Origin of the sequence: Caballeronia grimmiae, from assembly GCF_022879615.1 — a bacterium.
Lineage (GTDB): Bacteria > Pseudomonadota > Gammaproteobacteria > Burkholderiales > Burkholderiaceae > Caballeronia > Caballeronia grimmiae.
Map to the genome: position 1 here is coordinate 425,088 of NZ_CP084274.1, position 19,441 is coordinate 444,528.

The window sequence follows — 19,441 nt, forward strand, 5'->3', positions numbered from 1 at the left end:
GCCCCGGCACGCGCTGACAAACGAAAAGTTTTCGCGCACGGATGAGCGGCGTTCAACCGTCCGCGCATTCGCTTCAGATACGCCCGGCGAACTCCGCCGCCTGTTCGATCAGCCAGCTTCGGAACGCCGCGCGTTCGGCGCGCTCGCTGGCCTGCGGCGTCTCGCACAGCCAATAGGCGGTTTGCGTTTCGACCGTCGTCGCGAGGGCTTCGACGAGCGTGCCGTCCGCAAGCTCGCGGTCGACGAGCGGCCGCCTGCCGATGGCGACGCCGAGACCGGCGGCGGCGGCATCGAAGGCGAGCTGCACGGTATCGAAGCGCAGCCCGCCCTGGGTGTCGAGCCCGTCGATGCCCGCGCCGTCGATCCACGCCTGCCAGTCCTGGCTCGCGGTATCGACATGGATGAGGGTCGCGTGCGCGAGATCGGGCGCGCCGGTATCGTTGCCCAGCATCGCGCGATAAGCCGGGCTGCACACCGGCACGAGCCGCTCGCCGAAGAGACGCAGCCACGATGCGCCGTCCACCGGGCCGCGACTCAGGCGCAGGCCGAAATCGAAGCCGTCGACGGGAAAGCCGGCCTGGCGGCGTGACGTATCCACGCTCACGTCGATGTTCGGCCAGCGCGTGCGAAAGTCCGCGAGACGCGGGACGAGCCAGCGCGCGGCGAGCGTCGGCGCGCAGGTGACGGAGATCGAGCGGCGCTTGCGCCTGTCGGGCAGCGATTGCGTGCCGATCGCGATCAGCCCGAACGCCTCCGCGATATACGGCAAGTACAGCTCGCCCGCCGCGCTCAGCGAAAGTCCCCGCGCCTCCCGCACGAACAGTTCGACGCCGAGCATGTCTTCCAGCGCGCCGATGCCATGACTCACCGCGCCCGGCGTCAGGTTCAGTTCGGCGGCGGCGAGCTTGAAACTCTTGTGCCGCGCCGCGGCTTCGAAGAGGCGCAGGGCGTTGAGCGGGGGCAGGCGCTGGGGCATGAGCGTGCTTTTCCGGATGGACGGTGACGTTATCGTACAGCCGCCTTGCGTCGCACTGCCCGCGTTGGGATTCGCCTTCCTGTGCGTTCGCAACATCGGCCTTAGCAAACTGAAAGGAGACGCCTAGAATCAATGCACCGCGTACTGCCTCCGTCCCCGTTCAACAGGACAAGACATGCTGCAGCCATTCGCCTCCTCGCAATCGTTCACGATCGGCGTCGAACTCGAAGTTCAGCTTGTGAACACGCATGACTACAACCTCACGAAGGCGACGACGGAACTGCTGAACCGCGTGCGCGCGGAAACCTTCGCGGGCGCGATCAATCCCGAAACAACGGAAGGGATGATCGAGGTATCGACCGGTGTGTGCAGCAACTTCGAGCAGGCGCGGAGCGAACTGCTTGGGCTTCGCGACACGCTGGTTCGCGCCGCCGACTTTCTGAACGTCGGCGTGTGCGGCGGCGGGACCAACTTCTTCCAGAACTGGTACGACCAGCGTTCCGACGGGCGCGCGCGTTCCGAATATCTGATGGGCCTGTACGGCGCGCTTTATCAGCAGTTCACAATTTTCGGCCAGCACGTGCACGTGGGCTGCGCCGATGCCGACTCGGCGCTCGTGCTGTTGCATTCGCTGTCGCGCTATGTCCCGCACTTCATCGCGCTGGCTGCGTCATCGCCCTTCGTGCAGGGAAGCGACACGCGGTTCCAGTGCGCACGCCTGAATTCCGTCGCGCCGTTCCCGTTGGCGGGGCAGGCGCCGTTCGTCACGAAGTGGTCGGAATTCCAGCAGTACTTCGATCGCATGACGAAGACCGGCCTCGTGAACAGCCTCAAGGATTTTTACTGGGACATCCGTCCGAGCCCGGGCTACGGGACCATCGAAGTGCGTGTGATGGATACGCCGCTGCGCGTCGAATGGGCCGCCGCCATCGCGGCTTATATTCAGGCGCTTGCGCGATTCGTGCTCGTCGACGAGCCGCTGCGTCTCAGTGAGCGCGATTACGAGGTGTATCGGACGAACCGGTTCATGGCCTGCCGCTTCGGGCTGGAAGGAACCTGTGTGAATCCGGAGACCGGGCAAAGCGTTCTGATACGCGACGACATTCTCGCTACGCTGGACGCGGTCGCGCCGCACGCGCGGGCGCTGGGAGGAGAGGAGGGGCTCGAGCAGATCAGGCGCACCGTGACCGATGGCCTGAGCGATGCGACGTGGCTGCGGCGTGTCTATGGCGCGCATCATTCGTTGCATGAAGTGGTGCGTCAGCAATGCCGGATATGGCGTGGCGCGCAGGCGTGAGAGCGAGGGCGTCTTCGATGTCGAAACGATTCGTCAGCCAGGGACGGCGCAGATTCTTGCTCGAGTCGCGTGTCTTGCCGTCCGCGCTGCTGCTGATGGCTTTCGGCGATGCGAGGCCCGCGCTCGCCGCCACGCCCGCCTGCAGCGACGGACACGAGCCGACGCCGCGCCAGACGGCGGGTCCGTTCTTCCTGCCGCGCTCGCCGAAGCGGACATCGCTGCTGGAAGCGGGCATCGACGGGACGAAGGTCGTGTTGAGCGGGCGCGTATGGTCATCGCAATGCAAGCCGGTGCCGGGCGCGTTGCTCGACTTCTGGCATGCCGACAATGCCGGCGAGTACGACGTCGATGGCTTCCGGCTGCGCGGGCATCAGTTTGCGGATGGCGAGGGACGGTATCGACTGGAGACCATCGTGCCGGGGTTGTATCCGGGAAGAACGCGCCATTTTCACGTGAACGTGCAGCCGCCCAATGGAGCGGTGCTGACCACGCAACTGTACTTTCCAGACGAGCCGCGTAACGCGCGCGATTCGCTGTTCGACCGGCGCTTGCTGGTCGCGACAGGCGACGAGGGCGGGCGCAAGACGGCGCGATTCGATTTCGTGTTGACGCTCGCATAGCGATTCATCGCACTAGCTTATTCGACGATGTGCGCTTTAGTTATGCATAAGCATTTGTTCCTTTGCACGCCGGTCCGTCTTACCGTGAGCGCTGCGGCAGCAGCACGTTCTGCACGCGCAACGCGAACCGGACGCTCAACGATAGGCAAAGGAACGGCATTACATGGCAGGCTTCAATCGACGTGACTTCCTGATTTCATCCGGTGCGGCCATCGCATCGACGGGACTGTCTTCACTGGCATTCGCACGGAATGAGGGCGCGGCGCCCCGGCGCGGCGGCACGCTCGACGTGCTGATCAACGCCGAGCCGCCCGTGCTCGTGCCGATCTTCCGCGCTCGTCGCAAGCTCGAAAGTGATCGAAGGGCTGCTGCATACGACTTCGATCTCAAGCCAATGCCACGATGGCCAGCCGTTCACGTCGGCAGATGTCGCGGTCTCCATCGAACCGCCGAAGTCCATTCATCCGCGCCACTTCGAGTCGTGGACGCGCGGCGCGAATATCGTCTATGAACGCAACCCGGATTACTGGGACGCGGGCAAGCCCCGAACTGAAACGCGACCTCGGGCTCGCGTATCACTTCATCTCGCATGACCCCTCGGTGGTGCGCTACATCGCGGATCGCGTGCATGTGATGCACGGCGGGAAGATCGTCGAGCGTGGCGATCACCGTGAAATCTGGCGCACACCGCGACACGCGTACACCCGCGCGCTGCTCGATGCGGTTCCCGTCAACCGGTTCGACGCCCAAGCCGCGTAAAACATGACCCAACAAGGAAACCAGATGCCGGAACATCATCACTCCTCGGCCTTGCAGCAGGCCCTCGATGCGCTGCCCGCGCTTGCTGCGGCGATCGGAGAAGAAGCGGCGGCGCGCGAAGTGCGTCGCGAATTGCCGTTCGAAGCGTTCGCACGCTTTCGTGAATCGGGGCTCGGCAAGCTGCGTCTGCCGGTGGAATGGGGCGGCTTCGGCGGCTCGCTCGAAGATGTCTTCCACGTGATATCGACGCTCGCCGCGCATGAGAGCAATGTCGCGCATGCGTTGCGCATTCATTTCGACCAGACCGAAGCGCTCTTGCTGTCACCGCGCACGCCGTTCAACGAACTGCAGATCAGACGCGTGGCGGAAGGCGCGATCTTCGGCGGCGCATCGACGGAAGCGGGCACGTCGCGGCCCGGCGAAATCACGACGCAACTGAGGCGCGACGGCGATCACTATCGCCTGAGCGGCCGCAAATACTACGCGACGGGCACAGCGTTCTCCGACTATGCGCGTCTCAACGTGCAGGACGAATCCGGCGAGCCGGTCATCGCGATCGTGCCGACCAAGCGCGAAGGGCTGAACGTGCTCGACGACTGGGACGGCATGGGCCAGCGCATGACCGCGAGCGGCAGCCTCGTGTTCGACGACCTGCTCGTGCACGCCGACGAAGTCACGCCGCGCACGCTGACGACGCTCGCGGGACGGCACGGCGGCGCGCTGCGGCAACTGCATCTGGTGGCGGTGGCGGCGGGCATCGTGCGCAACGTCGTGGCCGATGCGAAGCGCTACGTGCTTCGTCACGGGCGTCCGGTGCTGCACAGTCCCGCGCCGTCCGCGCGGGAAGACGGCTTCATTCAGCAAGTGACCGGCGAGTTGTCGGCGCATAGCCATGCGATCGATGCGCTCGTGCGCGATAACGCACGCGTGCTCGATCGCTCGTCGCGGGCGATTCGCAACGGCAGCGCCGATGCCGATGCCCTCGTGCTCGAAGGCGCGCTGGCCACCGCGCGCACGCAGCTCGTCGTCAGCAAGCTGGCGCTCCATGCAGCGGAGCGCATGTTCGAGGCAGGCGGCGCATCGGCGACGGCGCGCGCGCATAACTTCGACCGTCACTGGCGCAATCTGCGCACGATCTTCAGTCACAACCCGCTGCTGCACAAATCGCGCGTCATCGGCGATTACGAGCTGAACGGCGTGACGACGCATCTCACCGAAGGACGCGTGTTCTGACGCGCTTCGCCCATCACTCGAACCGGAGTCTTCCATGAGCGGCGAATTTCCGCGCCAGTTGCATCTGAACATCAACGCGCTGCACTCGGGCTTCGTGCCGTCCGCGTGGCGCGTTCCCGACGCCGATCCGCGCGCCTTCCTCGACGTGAACCATTACGTGCGCCTGGCCCAGACTGCGGAGCGCGCGTGCCTCGATGCGATCTTTCTCGCCGATAACGCCGCAATCTCCGATCAGCTCGACATGCGTCCGATCACCGCGCTCGAACCGACGCTGCTGCTCACGAGCATCGCCGCCGCGACGACGCATATCGGACTGATCGCGACGGCATCGACGAGCTATAACGAGCCGTACAACATCGCGCGGCGCTTCGCGACGCTCGACCTCGTCAGCAAGGGGCGCGCGGGATGGAACATCGTGACGACGGCGGATCTGCCTTCCGCCCGCAACTTCGGGCTCGACGCCGTGCCCGATCATGCGCAACGCTATGCCCGCGCCGACGAATTCGCGTCGCTCGTCAAGGCGCTGTGGAATAGCTGGGAAGACGACGCGTTCATCGCGGACAAGGCGAGCGGCCGCTTCGTCGATCTCGGCAAGCTGCATCCGGCTGCGCATCGCGGGCGCTTCTTCGGCGTGCAGGGCGCGTTGAATCTGCCGCGCTCGGCGCAGGGTCATCCGGTGCTGGTGCAGGCAGGCGCATCGGGCGACGGGCGCGATCTCGCCGCGCGTCACGCGGAAGCGGTGTTCTCGGCGTCGCAATCGTTCGATGAGTCGCGGGCGTATCGCGAAGATCTGAACGCACGCGCCGCGCGTTACGGACGCGGCCCGCACGCGGTAAAAGTGCTGGCCGGGCTGACGACGATCATCGGCGCGACCGAGGCCGAAGCGCTGCGCCGCCGCGACGAACTCGTCGACCTGATTCCGTGGCGCTACAGCCTGAACCGGCTGGCGGGAACGCTCGGCGTGCCGGTCGATTCGCTCTCGCCCGACAAGCGGCTGCCCGACGATCTGCCGCTGCCCAATAACGGCAACGGCAATCACACGTTCTTCAACGCGACGCTCGCGCAGGCGCGCACGCACGGCTACACCGTGCGTGAGCTGGTACGGGCGCTGGCGGGCGGGGGCGGGCATCGCGTGATCGTCGGAACGCCGGAACAGGTCGCCGACGACATCGCGCACTGGTTCGAGAACGGCGCCGCCGATGGCTTCAATCTGATGCCCGACGTCCTGCCCGACGGGCTCGAAGCATTCACGGAAGGCGTCGTGCCGATCCTGCAGCGGCGCGGCATCTTCCGTCGCGCTTATGAAGGCGATACGCTGCGCAGCCACTTCGGGCTCGCAAAGCCGGCAGGGCATGCGGCGGCGCGCGAGGCGGCGTAACGAAGCATCCGGCAGCGACGCGGCCCGTCACGGCGAGACGGCGTCCGCCTCCACCGGCAAGCCCTCCGCCTTCCACCTCAACATCCCGCCGGCGAGATTCGCCACCTTCCCGAATCCGGCTTTGGTCAGCAGCACGCTGGCCTGAGCGGACCGCACGCCCGAGCGGCACACCGTCACGACCGGCCGCTCGCGATCCAGTTCGTCGAGCCGGCCGATCAGATGCGACAGCGGCACGAGCTTCGCGCCCGGCAAATGCCCCAGCCGGTCGATGAACTCGGGCGCCTCGCGAACATCGACGATTTGCAGCGCGTCTTGCCGCTCCAGCAGCGCCGTCGGTTCGATCTCCCATACGCCGCTGAATCGCAGCGTGAGCGGCGCCCAGTCCGGCATGTCGTCGGCCTGCGCGTCGTCTTCGGGCTGTCCGCAGCGCAGGTTCGCTGGTACCGCCACGGCCATCCGTTTCGGATGCGGCAGATCGAGGTGGCTCATATGTCCCATGAAGTCGCCGATATCCACGTCGCCGCCGAGTCGTGGATTGAAGCGCCGCTCCTCCGCGACGCTCGTCACGGTGATGCCGCGATAGTCGTGCGCGGGGTAGAGCAGGCAGTCGCCGGGCAGCGTCAGGATTTGCTCGCGCACCGAGGCGAACAACTGGCGCGGATTGCCGTGCTGGAAATCGGTGCGGCCACAGCCGCGAATCAGCAGGCTGTCGCCGGTGAAGGCCATGCGCTCATCGTCGAGCACATAGGTGAGGCAGCCGTTGGTGTGACCGGGCGTTGCGCGGACCGTCAGATGGCGGCCGCCGAAGCCGATGCGATCGCCGTGTTTCAACGGCCGGTCCACGCCCTCGGCGCCCGCTGCTTCCGCAAGCGCGATCGAGCTGCCGCATCGACGGCGCAGCCGCCACGCGCCGGTCACGTGATCGGCATGCACATGCGTGTCGAGCGTGGCGCACAGCCGCAAGCCGAGCTCTTCCAGAAGCGCGAGGTCGCGCGGCGCCTGCTCGAAGACGGGGTCGATCAAGAGCGCCTCGCCGGCATCGCCGAGCAAATACGTGTAGGTCGAGGACGCGGCATCGAAAAGCTGACGAAAGATCATCGCGGGTGTCCGAAGGATGAAGGCGCGTACCGATGCGGGCGGCCTTTACCTTCATTCAAGCCGGTTCGTGGCGAATGCTCAAGCCCGTCGCGCCGCCGCTTTTCGTGACCAGGACAAAGTGCTGTCGAAAAGGCAATCCTATGAATGTTTTCGATTGCCAAGCCTCATGGTTGGCAACATACTTGCTCGCTCGTGGGGCCGCGTTTTTGCGTAGTTTCGGGCAAGTTCGCCCGGCGGCCAAAACCTCCGCTCCACCGACATCCGCGCATGAGCGATGATCGAAGATTGGCGCTTCCAACGATAACGGCCGATGCTCGCCAATACCTATAACCCGCTGTTGGTCGTCTGTTCGCTCCTCGTGGCCATGCTGGCCGCCTACACCGCGCTCGACATGGCGGGGCGCATCGCGCTCGCCGAAGGTCGCGCCGCGCGCTACTGGATGATCGGCGGCGCATGCGCGATGGGCCTCGGCATCTGGTCGATGCACTTCATCGGCATGCTCGCGTTCAACTTGCCGATTGCGCTCGGCTATGACCCGGCGATCACGCTGCTGTCGCTGCTCATCGCCATCGCGGCGTCGATGTTCGCGCTCTGGCTCGTCGGCCAGAAAACGCTTCCTTCATCGCGGCTGATCGTCGGCGCCTTGCTGATGGGGCCGGCCATCGCGGGCATGCACTACACCGGCATGGCGGCCATGCGGATGCGGCCGGGCATCGAGTACGAACCGGCGCTAGTCGTGTTGTCCGTGACCATCGCCATCGTGGCGTCGGGCGCGGCGCTGTGGATCGCTTTCCGCTTGCGGGAGGCGTCGGGCAGGCTCTTTCTTCGCGGGATCGCATCGCTGGTGATGGGCGTCGCAATCGTCGGCATGCATTACACCGGCATGGCCGCCGCGCATTTTCCGCTCGGCAGCGTCTGCGATGCCGCGCGGGACGGCGCCGATCCCGCGTGGCTCGCGCTGGTGGTGATCCTCGTGACGCTGGCGGTGATCGCCATCGCGCTGATCATCTCCGTGCTCGACCTGCGGATGGAAGCGCGCACGGCGGTGCTCGCGGCGTCGCTCGCGGAGGCGAACAAGGAACTCGCCTTTCTCGCGCTTCACGACAGTCTCACCGGCTTGCCCAACCGCGTGCTGCTCGAAGACCGGCTCGAACAACTGGTGCGGGGCGCGCGGCACACGAAAGGCCGCTTCACGCTGATGTTCATGGACCTCGACAGCTTCAAGGCGGTCAATGACGCGCTCGGTCATCGCGTCGGGGACAAGCTGCTCGTCGACGTGTCGCGGCGGCTGCGGGATGCACTGCGATCGCACGATACGATCGCCCGCGTCGGCGGCGACGAGTTCGTGCTGCTGTCGGACGTCGGGGACGAGACAGGCGCGGCGGCGGTCGCGCAGGCGTTGGCCCGGGCGATCGAAGCGCCGTTTCAGGTGGAAGGCCACGATGTCCGCATTTCACTCAGCATCGGCATCGCCATTTATCCGGACAACGGCGCGGATCAGGAGGAACTGCTCAGCAACGCCGATGCAGCGATGTACCACGCCAAGGCGCTCGGCAGCGGCAGTTGCTGCTTCTTAGAGCCGTCGATGCAGGCCGACGTCTATGAGCAGATGCAACTCGCGCATGAGTTGCGTTCGGCGCTCACGGCCGGCGAGATGGTCCTTCATTTCCAGCCGAAGTTCGCCGCGCTGAGCGGCGTGGCGGTCGGCGCCGAGGCGCTGCTGCGCTGGAATCATCCGGTGCGCGGGTTGTTGTCGCCGGACCGCTTCATCGCGCTCGCGGAGAAGACCGGGGCGATCGTGCCGATCGGCATGTGGGTGCTCGACGAAAGCTGCCGCCAACTGAAGCTGTGGCATTGCGCGGGGCACGTCGACTGGAGCATCGCGGTCAATCTGTCGCCCTTGCAATTCATCGACGACGGTCTCGTGCAAGCCGTGCAGGACGTGCTGCGCCGGCACGACCTGCCGGCGCATAGCCTGATTCTCGAAGTGACGGAATCCACGGCGATGCGCGACGTCGATGTCAGCCTCGCGGTGCTGCAACAGCTTCGGCATACCGGCGTGCAGATCGCCATCGACGATTTCGGCACCGGCTATTCGAGCCTGCTGTATCTCAAGCGGCTGCCCGCGACGGAACTGAAGATCGATCGCGGTTTCGTGGGGCAACTGTCTCACGGCACCGAGGACGCGGCGATCGTATCGGCGGTCGTGGCGCTCGGGCGTACGCTCAATCTGCGAATCGTCGCGGAGGGCGTGGAGACGCGTCAGCAGCGCAAGCACCTGACCGAAGTCGGCTGCGACATTCTGCAAGGTTATTTGCTGGGCCGGCCGATGCCCGCGAATCTTTTCGTCGAAGCGGTGCTGAATGCGCGTGCGCCGCTCGCGTCGACGCTCGTGCGTTAGCCTCGCATTTGTCGTTGTTTTGCCCATCCCGGTGTCCTCGACAGGGCGATGTAACGGAACGGCGCTTGCTCGAACACGTGTTCGCATCGAGCGCCCATCCAACCATCACCGATCCCTCCCATGCCGACGACTCCGCCTCTCGACGACGAGCACGCCCCGCTCGACCCACACACTCCCCGCCGGCGCTTTCTTCAGCGCACCGGAACTGGCGTCGCGGCCGCGCTGCTTGCAGGCGGCGCGGGCACGGCGCGCGTTGCGAACGCGGCGCAAGGCACGCCCGGCGACGCCGACGCCGTCAAGCTGCCGCCCATCGCCGATATTCAGACCGAGCAGCAGGAAGAGACACCCGATCCGCGCGCTCGTCCGGATGAGCGCGTCGGCTTCGCGGTAGTCGGGCTCGGGCGCTTGTCGCTGAACCAGATTCTCCCGGCGCTCGCATCGTCGAAATATGCGAAGTTATCCGCGCTCGTCAGCGGCGACGCCGACAAGGCTCGCAAGATCGCGCGTCAATACGGGCTGCCCGACACCGCCATCTACGGCTACGACAGCTTCGAGCGTCTCGCCGACAATCGCGACGTGCAAGTCGTCTATATCGTCCTGCCGAACAGCATGCATCGCGAATACACGGAGCGCGCGGCGAAGATCGGCAAGCACGTGCTGTGCGAAAAGCCGATGGCGACGAGCGTCGCCGACTGCCAGCGCATGATCGACGCGTGCCGCAACGCGAACCGGCTGCTGATGATCGCGTATCGCAGCCAGTACGAGCCGATGGACCGCCTCGTCGCGAAGTGGATCAAGGAGAAGCAACTGGGGCCGGTGACGGAGTTCATCGCCGGCAATTCGCAGAATGCGGGCGATCCCGGCCAGTGGCGGCTCAAGCGCGCGCTGGCGGGAGGCGGGCCGCTGCCGGACGTCGGCATCTATTGCATCAACGCAGCGCGATTTCTGCTGGACGAGGAGCCGACGGAAGTCATCGGCACCGTCGTGCAGCCGGCTTCCGATCCGCGTTTCCGGGAGGTCGAGCAGAGCGTGCATTTCATCCTGCGCTTTCCGAGCGGCGCGACCGCAACGTGCGCGTCGAGCTACGCGACCCACGAAGCGCGATTTTTCCGCGTGCAGGGCGCGAAGGCATGGGCCGAGATGAATCCCGCGTTCGCGTATAACGGGCTGCGGCTGCGCAAGGGGATGCTGATCGAGGAGAAGAACGCGGCGACAGAAATCACGATCGATCCGGTCGATCAGTTCGCGCGCGAGATCGATCACATGGCGCTGTGCGTAGTGCGCAATCGCACGCCGCATACGCCCGGCGAGGAAGGGCTGCAGGATCAGCGGATCATCGAGGCGATCTACGAATCGGCGCGCACCGGGCGCGTCGTCAGGCTCGTGCCGCCGCCGGGACCGACGCGCGGGCCGATGCCCGACGAAGAGAAGTTCTAGCGGCGCGCGTCAGCGCATCGCCTGCCATGCGGCCGGTCGCGATCCGCCCGTCACCAGGCATTGCGACCGGAAGGCGCTGCCCTGACTGCTGGCGGCGGCGTGGCTGAAGCCCTTGTCGAGCGCATCCATCCGGACCTGCTCGGCGCCTCGCACGCACGACGAGGCGTCGACGTCGCGCGCCTGGGCGTGCAGCATGGCGCGATCGGCCACGAGATAAGCGACGACGGCAAAGACGACAGCGTTGAATACCTTTCTCATTCTTTGTCTCCTTTGCCGCTAGGCTAAGGGCCACACCGCCCGGCGCAAATCAGGGCAAGCACGGAGCAAGGCGAACCGTCGGTGAGGCGTCAATCGATCTGGCGCGGCTTGTCAATGCCGCCACGCGCAATGACTTTGATCCCCGCCAATTCCCCGAAAACTTTTTCTTTGGGTTATTCTCGTTAACCCTAGAAAAACGTAGCTTTCAATTCGGTTGCGTTCCGGACTTCGGATCAACAGCACAACCGTTCCGCCTGTCAGCTCATCGTCAACTTCGCAGTCCCTGCGCGTCCACGCGGCGTGCGGGAGGCGTTTTGCGCTTCAAACCGCTCAAACTATGCATCTGCCGTCTGTACTCAGTTTTCTCATCTGGATTCCAGTGGTGTCGGGCATCTTCGTATTCACCTTCAGCCCGTCCGCCACGCTGTCGCGCGCTGCCGCGCTGTTCGGCGCGGTGCTCGGGCTGCTCCCGGTGGCGCCGCTGCTCGCGCGCTTCGATGCCTCGTCGAGCGCGATTCAGCTCGCCGAAAGGATCGACTGGCTGCCGCAGTTCGGTATTTCGTACCACCTGGGCGTCGACGGCATCTCGCTGTGGTTCTCGGTGCTGACCGCGGTGACGACGCTGATCGTGTTCGTCGCGTCATGGCGCAGCGTCACGAAACAGGTCGCGCAGTATTACGGCGCGTTTCTCATACTGTCGGGCTGCATGCAGGGCGTGTTTCTCGCGCTCGACGGCATGCTGTTCTTCGTCTTCTTCGAGGCGACGCTGATTCCGCTGTATCTGCTGATCGGAACATGGGGCTCGGAGCGTCGCGTGTACGCGGCGATGCGCTTTTTCTTCATCTCGCTGTTCGGCTCGCTCGCCATGCTCGCGGCGCTCATCTATCTCTGGAGCCAGTCGCATACGTTCGATATCGACGCGTGGCGGCACCTGAAGATCGGCTTCGCGCCGCAACTGGTCGTGTTCGTGTGCTTCATGGCGGCGTTCTCGGTGAAGGTGCCGATGTGGCCCGTCCATACATGGCTGCCCGACGTGAACGCGGAAGGTCCGACCGGCGCGGCCGTGCTGCTCGGCATGTTGAAGATCGGCGGCTACGGCATGCTGCGTTACGTGTTGCCGATCGTGCCCGATGCATCGCACTTCTTCGCTCCGGCGATGATCGCGCTCGCGCTCGTCGCCGTCCTCTACGGCAGTCTCGTCGCGCTCGCGCAGACCGACATGCGCAAGCTGCTCGCGTATTCGGCGGTCGCGCACATGGGCCTCGTCACGCTCGGCCTCTTCACCTTCGACCCGATGGGCACCGAAGGCGCGGTCGTGCAAATGCTGTCGTACGGCGTGGTGTCCGGTGCGATGCTGCTGTGCACCAGCGTGCTGTTCGACCGCACCCGCAGCGGTTCGATCGATGCTTATGGCGGCGTCGTCAATACGATGCCGAAGTTCGCCACCTACGCGATGCTCTTCTCGATGGCCAACGTCGGCTTGCCTGGCACGTCCGGCTTCGTCGGCGAATTTCTCGTGCTGATGGGCGCGATCCGCTTCAACTTCTGGGTCGGCGCGATTGCCGCGCTGTCGCTCATTCTGAGCGCGGCCTATACGTTGTGGATGTACAAGCGCGTGATGTTCGGCGCGATCAGGAACGAGCGCGTCGCGATGCTCAAGGACCTCGGCAAGCGCGAGTTCGTCGTGCTCGGCGCGATGGCCGTGCTCGTGCTCGCCATCGGCGTTCATCCGAAGACCTTCACCGATGCGATCGGTCCGTCGGTCGAAGCAGTTGTATCGGCGGCGCAGGCATCGTCCCTGCCGGCGAATGACAACGCGCCTTCTTACGACGCGCATCGCGCGGAAGCATCGAAGCGCTTGCCCGGATAAAACGAGAACACCGCGTTCTCTGCGACGGCCTCGGCGTGAATGCACGTCGAGGCCGTTCTTCTTCTGGGACGTATGCGCGAATCATCGCCATGCCCCGGGCAAGACGGTTCATTACCGTAAGCCGACTAAGGGCGATCCCTTAGTCGTTCGTTTAAGGACATTCCCTAGGTCCGCTGTTTCAGGCGCGAAGCATCGGCCATGGCGATCGATGCAGCCGGGCGGTTCGCACGCGCCTCCAAGCCTCACTCCATAACGCTCCGGGCGATATAGCTCTGAGGTGGTGCGTCTGCACGCGTGAATTCCCTCAAAAGCAGCATTACCAAAAGTAGGGCATATGGCCAAGGAAATGTTAGTGGGCGTTCGAATTTGACTTGATACGCTTTGACCCGTGCATGAATGAACCGATGACAAGCACTGACGAATCAGATGCTTTGATTTGCAGGCGATAAGAACACTGTGTGATTCGCATGCGCCACATTAGACGAGCAAAGCCGTTTGGTGACAGGGCATAAAGCCGGACAGCAAGGCCACGCGATGCGCTCGATGCGGGCCGCGCCGGACAGTGTGCTGCCGTATTCGTTGACTATCAGTCGGAACAGAAGATGACACCCAACTTGACCCTTGCGCCGGAGAACCTGGCACACGTAAGTGTTCCTGAGGGCACGGCCGCCGCTTCCAGCAGGGAAGCCGGCATTGCGGCCGGCGCGGAGATTCTGCAAGTCAGGAACCTCTCGAAGATCTTCGGACAGAAGCCCGAGCGCGCGCTCGACATGATGCGGCAAGGCCGCGGACGCAACGAAATTTTCGAACTCACCGGCAACATGGTTGCAGTAGACGATGTCAGTCTCAGCGTCCGCGCCGGGGAGATTTTCGTCATCATGGGGCTGTCCGGATCGGGCAAGTCGACGCTGGTTCGCCTGTTGAACCGCCTGATCGAACCGACATCCGGAAGCGTCATTCTCGAAGGCCGCGACATCGCCCCGATGTCCACCATCGAGTTGCGCGAAGTGCGGCGCCAGAAGATGTCGATGGTGTTTCAGTCGTTCGCGTTGCTGCCGAATCGCTCGGTGCTCGACAACATCGCTTACGGGCTCGAAGTGTCGGGTCAGAAGAAGGCCGAACGCTATGAGACCGCTCGTGCAGCGCTCCAGCGCGTCGGGCTCGGTTCGTACGAGAAGCTGCTGCCGAGCGAACTGTCGGGCGGCATGCAGCAGCGCGTCGGTCTTGCGCGCGCACTCGCCGTCAATCCTTCCGTACTGCTGATGGACGAGGCGTTCTCCGCGCTCGACCCGCTGATCCGCTTCGAGATGCAGAACGAGTTGCTGCGTTTGCAGAAGGAAGAGCAACGCACGATCGTTTTCATTTCGCACGATATCGAAGAGGCAATCAAGATCGGCGGCCGTATCGGCATCATGAAGGACGGCCGGCTCATTCAGGTCGGCACGCCCGCCGAACTCATTCAGACTCCCGCCGACGATTACGTGCGGGACTTCTTTCGCAACGTGGACGTCTCGCGTTTCCTGACGGCATCGAGCCTGATGGAGAAGCCGCAGAAGGGCGTCTTCGCGTGCGACGTGGGCGCGTCAGCGGAGCGCTATCTCACGGACATGATCGATTCGAACGTCGATTGCGGATACGTCTGCGACGAGGCCGGCCGCTTCGTGGGCTGCGTGACGCTCGACCGGCTGCACAAGGCCGGCAATCGCACCGTTCGCGATGCGCTGCATCCGGAACTGCATGCGGTGCAAGCGGAAGCCGACCTGCACGAACTGGCTTCCGTCGCGCTCAACCGCGAGTACGACGTCCCGGTCGTGGACGGTGACGGCAAACTCGCCGGCGTCGTGTCGTGCCGGACCATCCTCAGGCAAGTGTTGGAGCGGAGAGCAGCATGAACTCGTCATCATCGATTTTCGGTAAGTTCGCGGAAGACCTCGTCAACTTTCTGTTTCAGCATTTTCGCGGCGGATTTGACGCCTTTTCGTCGGTCCTCGGCGCATTCGTGAAGCTGTTCGAAGATGGACTGGCCGCGGTGCCGTTCATCGCCATGCTCGTGATTCTGATGGCGCTCGCGCTCTGGCGCCGCGGTGTGGCGTTCGCGGCCTTCGTCGGCGTGGCGCTGTACGTCATCAACTACATGGGGCTGTGGGCGCAGACGGTATCGACACTGGCGCTCGTCATAGCTGCCACGTTCTTTAGCCTCGTCATCGGCGTGCCCATGGGAATCTGGGGCGCGCGCAACCGGCGAGTCGAAGTGGTGCTGCGTTCGCTGCTCGACTTCATGCAGACGATGCCGGCCTTCGTGTATCTGATTCCCGCGGTCATTCTGTTCGGCCTTGGCCGCGTGCCTGCGGTGATTGCAACGATCGTGTTCGCGATGCCGCCGGTGGTGCGCCTGACGACGCTCGGCATCAAGCAGGTGCGCGAAGAACTGCTCGAAGCGGGCCGCGCGTTTGGCAGCACGGATGCGCAATTGCTGTGGAAGATTCAGCTTCCGAACGCATTGCCGTCGATCATGGCGGGTGTGAATCAGACGATCATGATGGCGCTGTCGATGGTCGTCGTTGCATCGATGATTGGAGCGGGCGGTCTTGGCGAGTACGTTCTGAGCGGCATTCAGCGCCTCGATATCGGCATCGGCTTCGAGGGCGGGCTGGGCGTCGTGCTGCTGGCCATCGTGCTGGACCGCCTCACCGAGAGCTTCGGCGTCAAGTCGAAGAAGAAGCCGCGCAAGTCGGCGAAGTCCCTGAAGCAAGGCGCGAGCAGCGCCGCGCAGACCTGAACGTCCGGCTTCGCGAGGGTGACGAATCACCTCGCGCAGCCGATGAAAGAACGGCAACACTCACGATTAACCACGCGATCTAACGACTGTACGAACTATAAAGGAGTGCAAAATGGCGGACGGCTTCCTCAAAGGCTTTTTAGCAAAGACGGCATTGGCCGTGACGTTCGGCGTGACGGCGATATCGGCGGGTGCTGCCGAGCCCATCAAGATCGCCGTGACGAACTGGGCGGACGTGCTCGCGGTCGCGAACGTGGCGAAGTACGTGCTCGAGACGAAGCTGCAACAGCCGGTCAAGTTAGTTCAGGCCGACATCGGTATTCAGTATCAGGGCGTTGCGCGCGGCGACCTCGACATCATGGTCGGCGGATGGTTGCCGGTGACGCACGGGGCGTATTACTCGCGTTACAAGAACGACATGGCGGACACCGGCATCATCTATACCGGCGGCAAGAACGGCTGGGCGGTGCCGGACTATATCCCCGAGAGCGAACTCGGTTCTATCGCCGATCTCAACAAGCCCGAGGTCAAGAGCAAGCTGAACGGGACCATTCAGGGCATCGAGCCGGGCGGCGGTCTGATGCAGGCATCGGAAAAGGCGATGAAGGAGTACGACCTGTCCGGCTACAAGCTGCAGTCATCGAGTGAAGCCGGCATGCTCGCCTCCATCTCCCGCGCGTATCAGTCCAAGAACTGGGTCGTCACGACGGTGTGGAGCCCGCACTGGCTGTGGCAGAAGTTGAAGATGCGCTACCTGAAGGACCCGAAAGGCGCACTCGGTGGCGAAGAACAAGTGCACGGCTTCGCATCCAAGCAGTTCGCGACGAAGTTCCCGCGCGCCGATGTGTTCTTTCGCCACTTTAAGCTGACGCTGGCGGATGTGGAGTCTATCGAGTACGAAGGCAACACGACCAACGATTGGCCCGGCGCCGCGAAGAAGTTCGTCGAAGCGCATCCGGAGAAAGTCAAAGCGTGGCTCGAGCAGTGAGCGTCGCCGGCGCTTTCTTTCGCTGAAGCTGTCCGGAAGAAGGCGCCAATGGAATATCGACTACGTTTTATCAGCAAGTCGTCGGAGTCGGATACATGAATCAAACAGAACGCTTCTTCGCGGAGACGCTTCAGGACCGCGATCCGGTGATTGCCTCGGAAATTACACTGGAATTTTGCCGCCAGCAGACGCAGATCGAGTTGATCGCTTCGGAGAACATCGTCTCGGCAGCGGTCATGCAGGCTCAGGGCACGGTTCTAACCAATAAGTATGCCGAAGGATACCCGTCGCGCCGCTATTACGGCGGTTGCGATCACGTCGACCGGATCGAATCGCTGGCGATTGATCGCGTCAAGGCCCTTTACGACGCGGAATTCGCGAACGTGCAGCCGCACTCCGGCGCGCAAGCCAACGGCGCGGTGATGCTCGCGCTCCTCAAGCCCGGCGACACGGTGATGGGCATGGCGCTCGACGCCGGCGGTCACCTCACGCACGGCGCGCGCCCGGCGTTGTCGGGCAAGTGGTTCAACGCGGTGCAGTACGGCGTGAGCCCCGACACGTATCGCATCGACTTCGAGCAGGTGCGGCGGCTGGCTGAAGAGCATCGTCCGAAGATGATCATCGCCGGTTATTCGGCTTATCCGAGGGCGCTCGATTTCGCCAGATTCCGCGAGATTGCCGATAGCGTCGGCGCGTTGCTGATGGTCGATATGGCGCATATCGCGGGCATCGTCGCGGCGGGCCGTCACGAGAACCCGATCCGCTTTGCGGACGTGGTCACGTCGACGACGCACAAGACGTTGCGAGGCCCACGCGGGGGCTTCGTGCTGACGAACAACGGCGATATCGCGAAGAAGATCAACTCGGCGGTATTCCCCGGCTTGCAAGGTGGACCGTTGATGCACGTCATCGCGGGCAAGGCGGTGGCTTTCGGCGAAGCGTTGCGGCCTGAATTCAGGACCTATATCGATCAGGTGTTGAAAAACGCGGGCGCGCTCGGCGATGTACTGAGCGCAGGCGGCGTGCGTCTCGTCACGGGCGGCACCGACAACCATCTGCTGCTCGTCGATCTTCGCACCGAAGGACTTACCGGCACGCAAGCGGAAAAGGCACTGGAGCGCGCCGGCATTACCTGCAACAAGAACGGCATTCCGTTCGACACGGAAAACCCGACGGTGACATCGGGCGTTCGTCTCGGCACGCCAGCGGGCACGACGCGCGGCTTCGGCGCGAGGGAATTCGAGCTGGTCGGCGAGATGATTCTCGAAGTTCTGGACGCCCTCGAGAACGATCCGCAGGGCAGCGACGCCGTCGAGCGTTCAGTGCGCAGCCGCGTGCGCGATCTGTGTAGCCAGTTCCCCATCTACTCGCCTGCCGACGCGCTCGTCTGAGAACGGCGTACGTACGGACTTTTACCGCAACTTCATAACCGAATCGAGAGAGAACACGATGGTCAGCTTCGAAGGAGTTCACGCACCGCTGGTAACGCCATTCACTGGAGACGGCGAAATCGATCACGCACTGCTCGCGAGGCACGCGAACGGACTGGTGGGCCGGTTGAGCGGCCTGGGCGTCGGTGGCACGACGGGTGAGTATTACGCGCTGACGCTCGACGAACGCGTGAAGACGTATCACACGGTCGTCGATGCGGTCGGCGGCAAGACGGTGCTATCCGCCGGCATCAATGCAACGACGACGAAGGACGTGATTCACCTCGGTCTTGCGGCAAAGCGGGCGGGCATGTCGGCGCTCCTGATGGCCACGCCTTACTACGCTCAGCCGACGCAAGAAGAGCTTCTGACGCACTTTCTCAAGGTCGATGACGCCGTCGATCTGCCGATCATGCTGTACAACTTTCCCGCGCGAACGGGCACCGAAATCAGCGACGCGGTATTGGAAAAGCTGCTGGAACGCCCGAATTTCCAGGCGATGAAAGAAAGCACCGGCGATATCGGCCATCTGCATCATCTGGCGACTCACTTCAAGGATCGGCTGGTGCTGAGTTGCGGCATGGACGATCAGGCGCTCGAGTTCTTCGCGTGGGGCGCCAAAAGCTGGGTCGGCGCGGCGGCGAACTTCATTCCCGAGTCGCACGTCGAGTTGCTGGAAGCCTGCACGCAAGGCGATTTCGTGAAAGGCCGTCAACTGATGAGCGCACTGCTGCCGGTGCTCGAATTGCTCGAACGCAGCGGCAAATTCATTCAATACGTGCGATACGGCTGCGAGCTCGCTGGCGTGGCCGTCGGCAACGCGCGTGCGCCGCTCGGCACGCTGACGGACGAAGAACGAAAGGCATTTGCTGCCGTCGTCCAACCCTTGCTGCGCAACGCACAGTAAACAGAAGATC

Annotated in this window: 16 protein-coding genes and 1 pseudogene; 14 read left to right on the plus strand and 3 right to left on the minus strand. The window is 63.9% G+C overall.

Translation table 11 applies throughout. The features are described from left to right. Positions 1 to 73 precede the first annotated feature (73 nt). On the minus strand, positions 74 to 976 hold the full coding sequence (locus tag LDZ21_RS25320; RefSeq protein ID WP_244796867.1) for a LysR substrate-binding domain-containing protein: 903 nt from the start codon (positions 974 to 976) through the stop codon (positions 74 to 76). 175 nt (positions 977 to 1,151) lie between these two features. Between LDZ21_RS25320 and LDZ21_RS25325 the strand changes: the two genes are divergently transcribed. From LDZ21_RS25325 to LDZ21_RS25350, 6 genes and pseudogenes are all read left to right on the plus strand, one after another. Continuing rightward, complete coding sequence (locus LDZ21_RS25325; protein ID WP_244796868.1) at positions 1,152 to 2,273, plus strand: YbdK family carboxylate-amine ligase; 1,122 nt, start codon at positions 1,152 to 1,154, stop codon at positions 2,271 to 2,273. 17 nt (positions 2,274 to 2,290) lie between these two features. Continuing rightward, positions 2,291 to 2,893 (plus strand): dioxygenase family protein, encoded by a 603-nt coding sequence (locus tag LDZ21_RS25330; RefSeq protein ID WP_244796869.1) that lies wholly within the window; start codon positions 2,291 to 2,293, stop codon positions 2,891 to 2,893. 163 nt (positions 2,894 to 3,056) lie between these two features. Then, on the plus strand, positions 3,057 to 3,404 hold the full coding sequence (locus tag LDZ21_RS25335; protein ID WP_244796870.1) for a hypothetical protein: 348 nt from the start codon (positions 3,057 to 3,059) through the stop codon (positions 3,402 to 3,404). 35 nt (positions 3,405 to 3,439) lie between these two features. After that, positions 3,440 to 3,652: pseudogene (locus LDZ21_RS25340) on the plus strand (ABC transporter ATP-binding protein); the annotation flags it as partial. A gap of 3 nt (positions 3,653 to 3,655) precedes the next feature. Then, complete coding sequence (locus LDZ21_RS25345; RefSeq protein ID WP_404980597.1) at positions 3,656 to 4,885, plus strand: acyl-CoA dehydrogenase family protein; 1,230 nt, start codon at positions 3,656 to 3,658, stop codon at positions 4,883 to 4,885. Between the two features lie 34 nt (positions 4,886 to 4,919). Next, complete coding sequence (locus LDZ21_RS25350; RefSeq protein ID WP_244796871.1) at positions 4,920 to 6,263, plus strand: LLM class flavin-dependent oxidoreductase; 1,344 nt, start codon at positions 4,920 to 4,922, stop codon at positions 6,261 to 6,263. A 27-nt stretch (positions 6,264 to 6,290) separates the two neighbouring features. On the opposite strand, the gene LDZ21_RS25355 is transcribed toward LDZ21_RS25350, so the two are convergent. Beyond that, positions 6,291 to 7,361: an MBL fold metallo-hydrolase gene (locus tag LDZ21_RS25355; RefSeq protein ID WP_244796872.1), complete on the minus strand. Its 1,071-nt coding sequence runs from the start codon at positions 7,359 to 7,361 to the stop codon at positions 6,291 to 6,293. 310 nt (positions 7,362 to 7,671) lie between these two features. On the opposite strand from LDZ21_RS25355, the gene LDZ21_RS25360 reads away from it, so the two are divergent. Continuing rightward, positions 7,672 to 9,762, plus strand: coding sequence for a putative bifunctional diguanylate cyclase/phosphodiesterase (locus tag LDZ21_RS25360; RefSeq protein WP_244796873.1), 2,091 nt, complete (start codon positions 7,672 to 7,674; stop codon positions 9,760 to 9,762). A 120-nt stretch (positions 9,763 to 9,882) separates the two neighbouring features. Next, complete coding sequence (locus LDZ21_RS25365; RefSeq protein WP_244796874.1) at positions 9,883 to 11,199, plus strand: Gfo/Idh/MocA family protein; 1,317 nt, start codon at positions 9,883 to 9,885, stop codon at positions 11,197 to 11,199. Between the two features lie 9 nt (positions 11,200 to 11,208). On the opposite strand, the gene LDZ21_RS25370 is transcribed toward LDZ21_RS25365, so the two are convergent. Continuing rightward, on the minus strand, positions 11,209 to 11,457 hold the full coding sequence (locus LDZ21_RS25370; RefSeq protein ID WP_244796875.1) for an adhesin: 249 nt from the start codon (positions 11,455 to 11,457) through the stop codon (positions 11,209 to 11,211). Between the two features lie 337 nt (positions 11,458 to 11,794). On the opposite strand from LDZ21_RS25370, the gene LDZ21_RS25375 reads away from it, so the two are divergent. From LDZ21_RS25375 to LDZ21_RS25400, 6 genes are all read left to right on the plus strand, one after another. Further along, entirely contained in the window at positions 11,795 to 13,327 is a 1,533-nt protein-coding gene (locus LDZ21_RS25375) for a complex I subunit 4 family protein (RefSeq protein ID WP_244796876.1), read from the plus strand. 602 nt (positions 13,328 to 13,929) lie between these two features. After that, positions 13,930 to 15,219 (plus strand): quaternary amine ABC transporter ATP-binding protein, encoded by a 1,290-nt coding sequence (locus LDZ21_RS25380; protein WP_244796877.1) that lies wholly within the window; start codon positions 13,930 to 13,932, stop codon positions 15,217 to 15,219. After that, positions 15,216 to 16,106 (plus strand): ABC transporter permease, encoded by an 891-nt coding sequence (locus tag LDZ21_RS25385; protein WP_244796878.1) that lies wholly within the window; start codon positions 15,216 to 15,218, stop codon positions 16,104 to 16,106. Before LDZ21_RS25380 ends, LDZ21_RS25385 begins: the two co-directional genes overlap by 4 nt. Before the next feature lie 112 nt (positions 16,107 to 16,218). Beyond that, positions 16,219 to 17,094, plus strand: a complete 876-nt coding sequence (locus tag LDZ21_RS25390) for a glycine betaine ABC transporter substrate-binding protein (RefSeq protein WP_244796879.1) — start codon at positions 16,219 to 16,221, stop codon at positions 17,092 to 17,094. Between the two features lie 95 nt (positions 17,095 to 17,189). Beyond that, a complete protein-coding gene (glyA, locus tag LDZ21_RS25395; RefSeq protein WP_244796880.1) occupies positions 17,190 to 18,485 on the plus strand; it encodes a serine hydroxymethyltransferase in 1,296 nt (431 codons plus the stop codon). 58 nt (positions 18,486 to 18,543) lie between these two features. After that, complete coding sequence (locus LDZ21_RS25400) at positions 18,544 to 19,431, plus strand: dihydrodipicolinate synthase family protein (RefSeq protein WP_244796881.1); 888 nt, start codon at positions 18,544 to 18,546, stop codon at positions 19,429 to 19,431. Positions 19,432 to 19,441 lie beyond the last annotated feature (10 nt).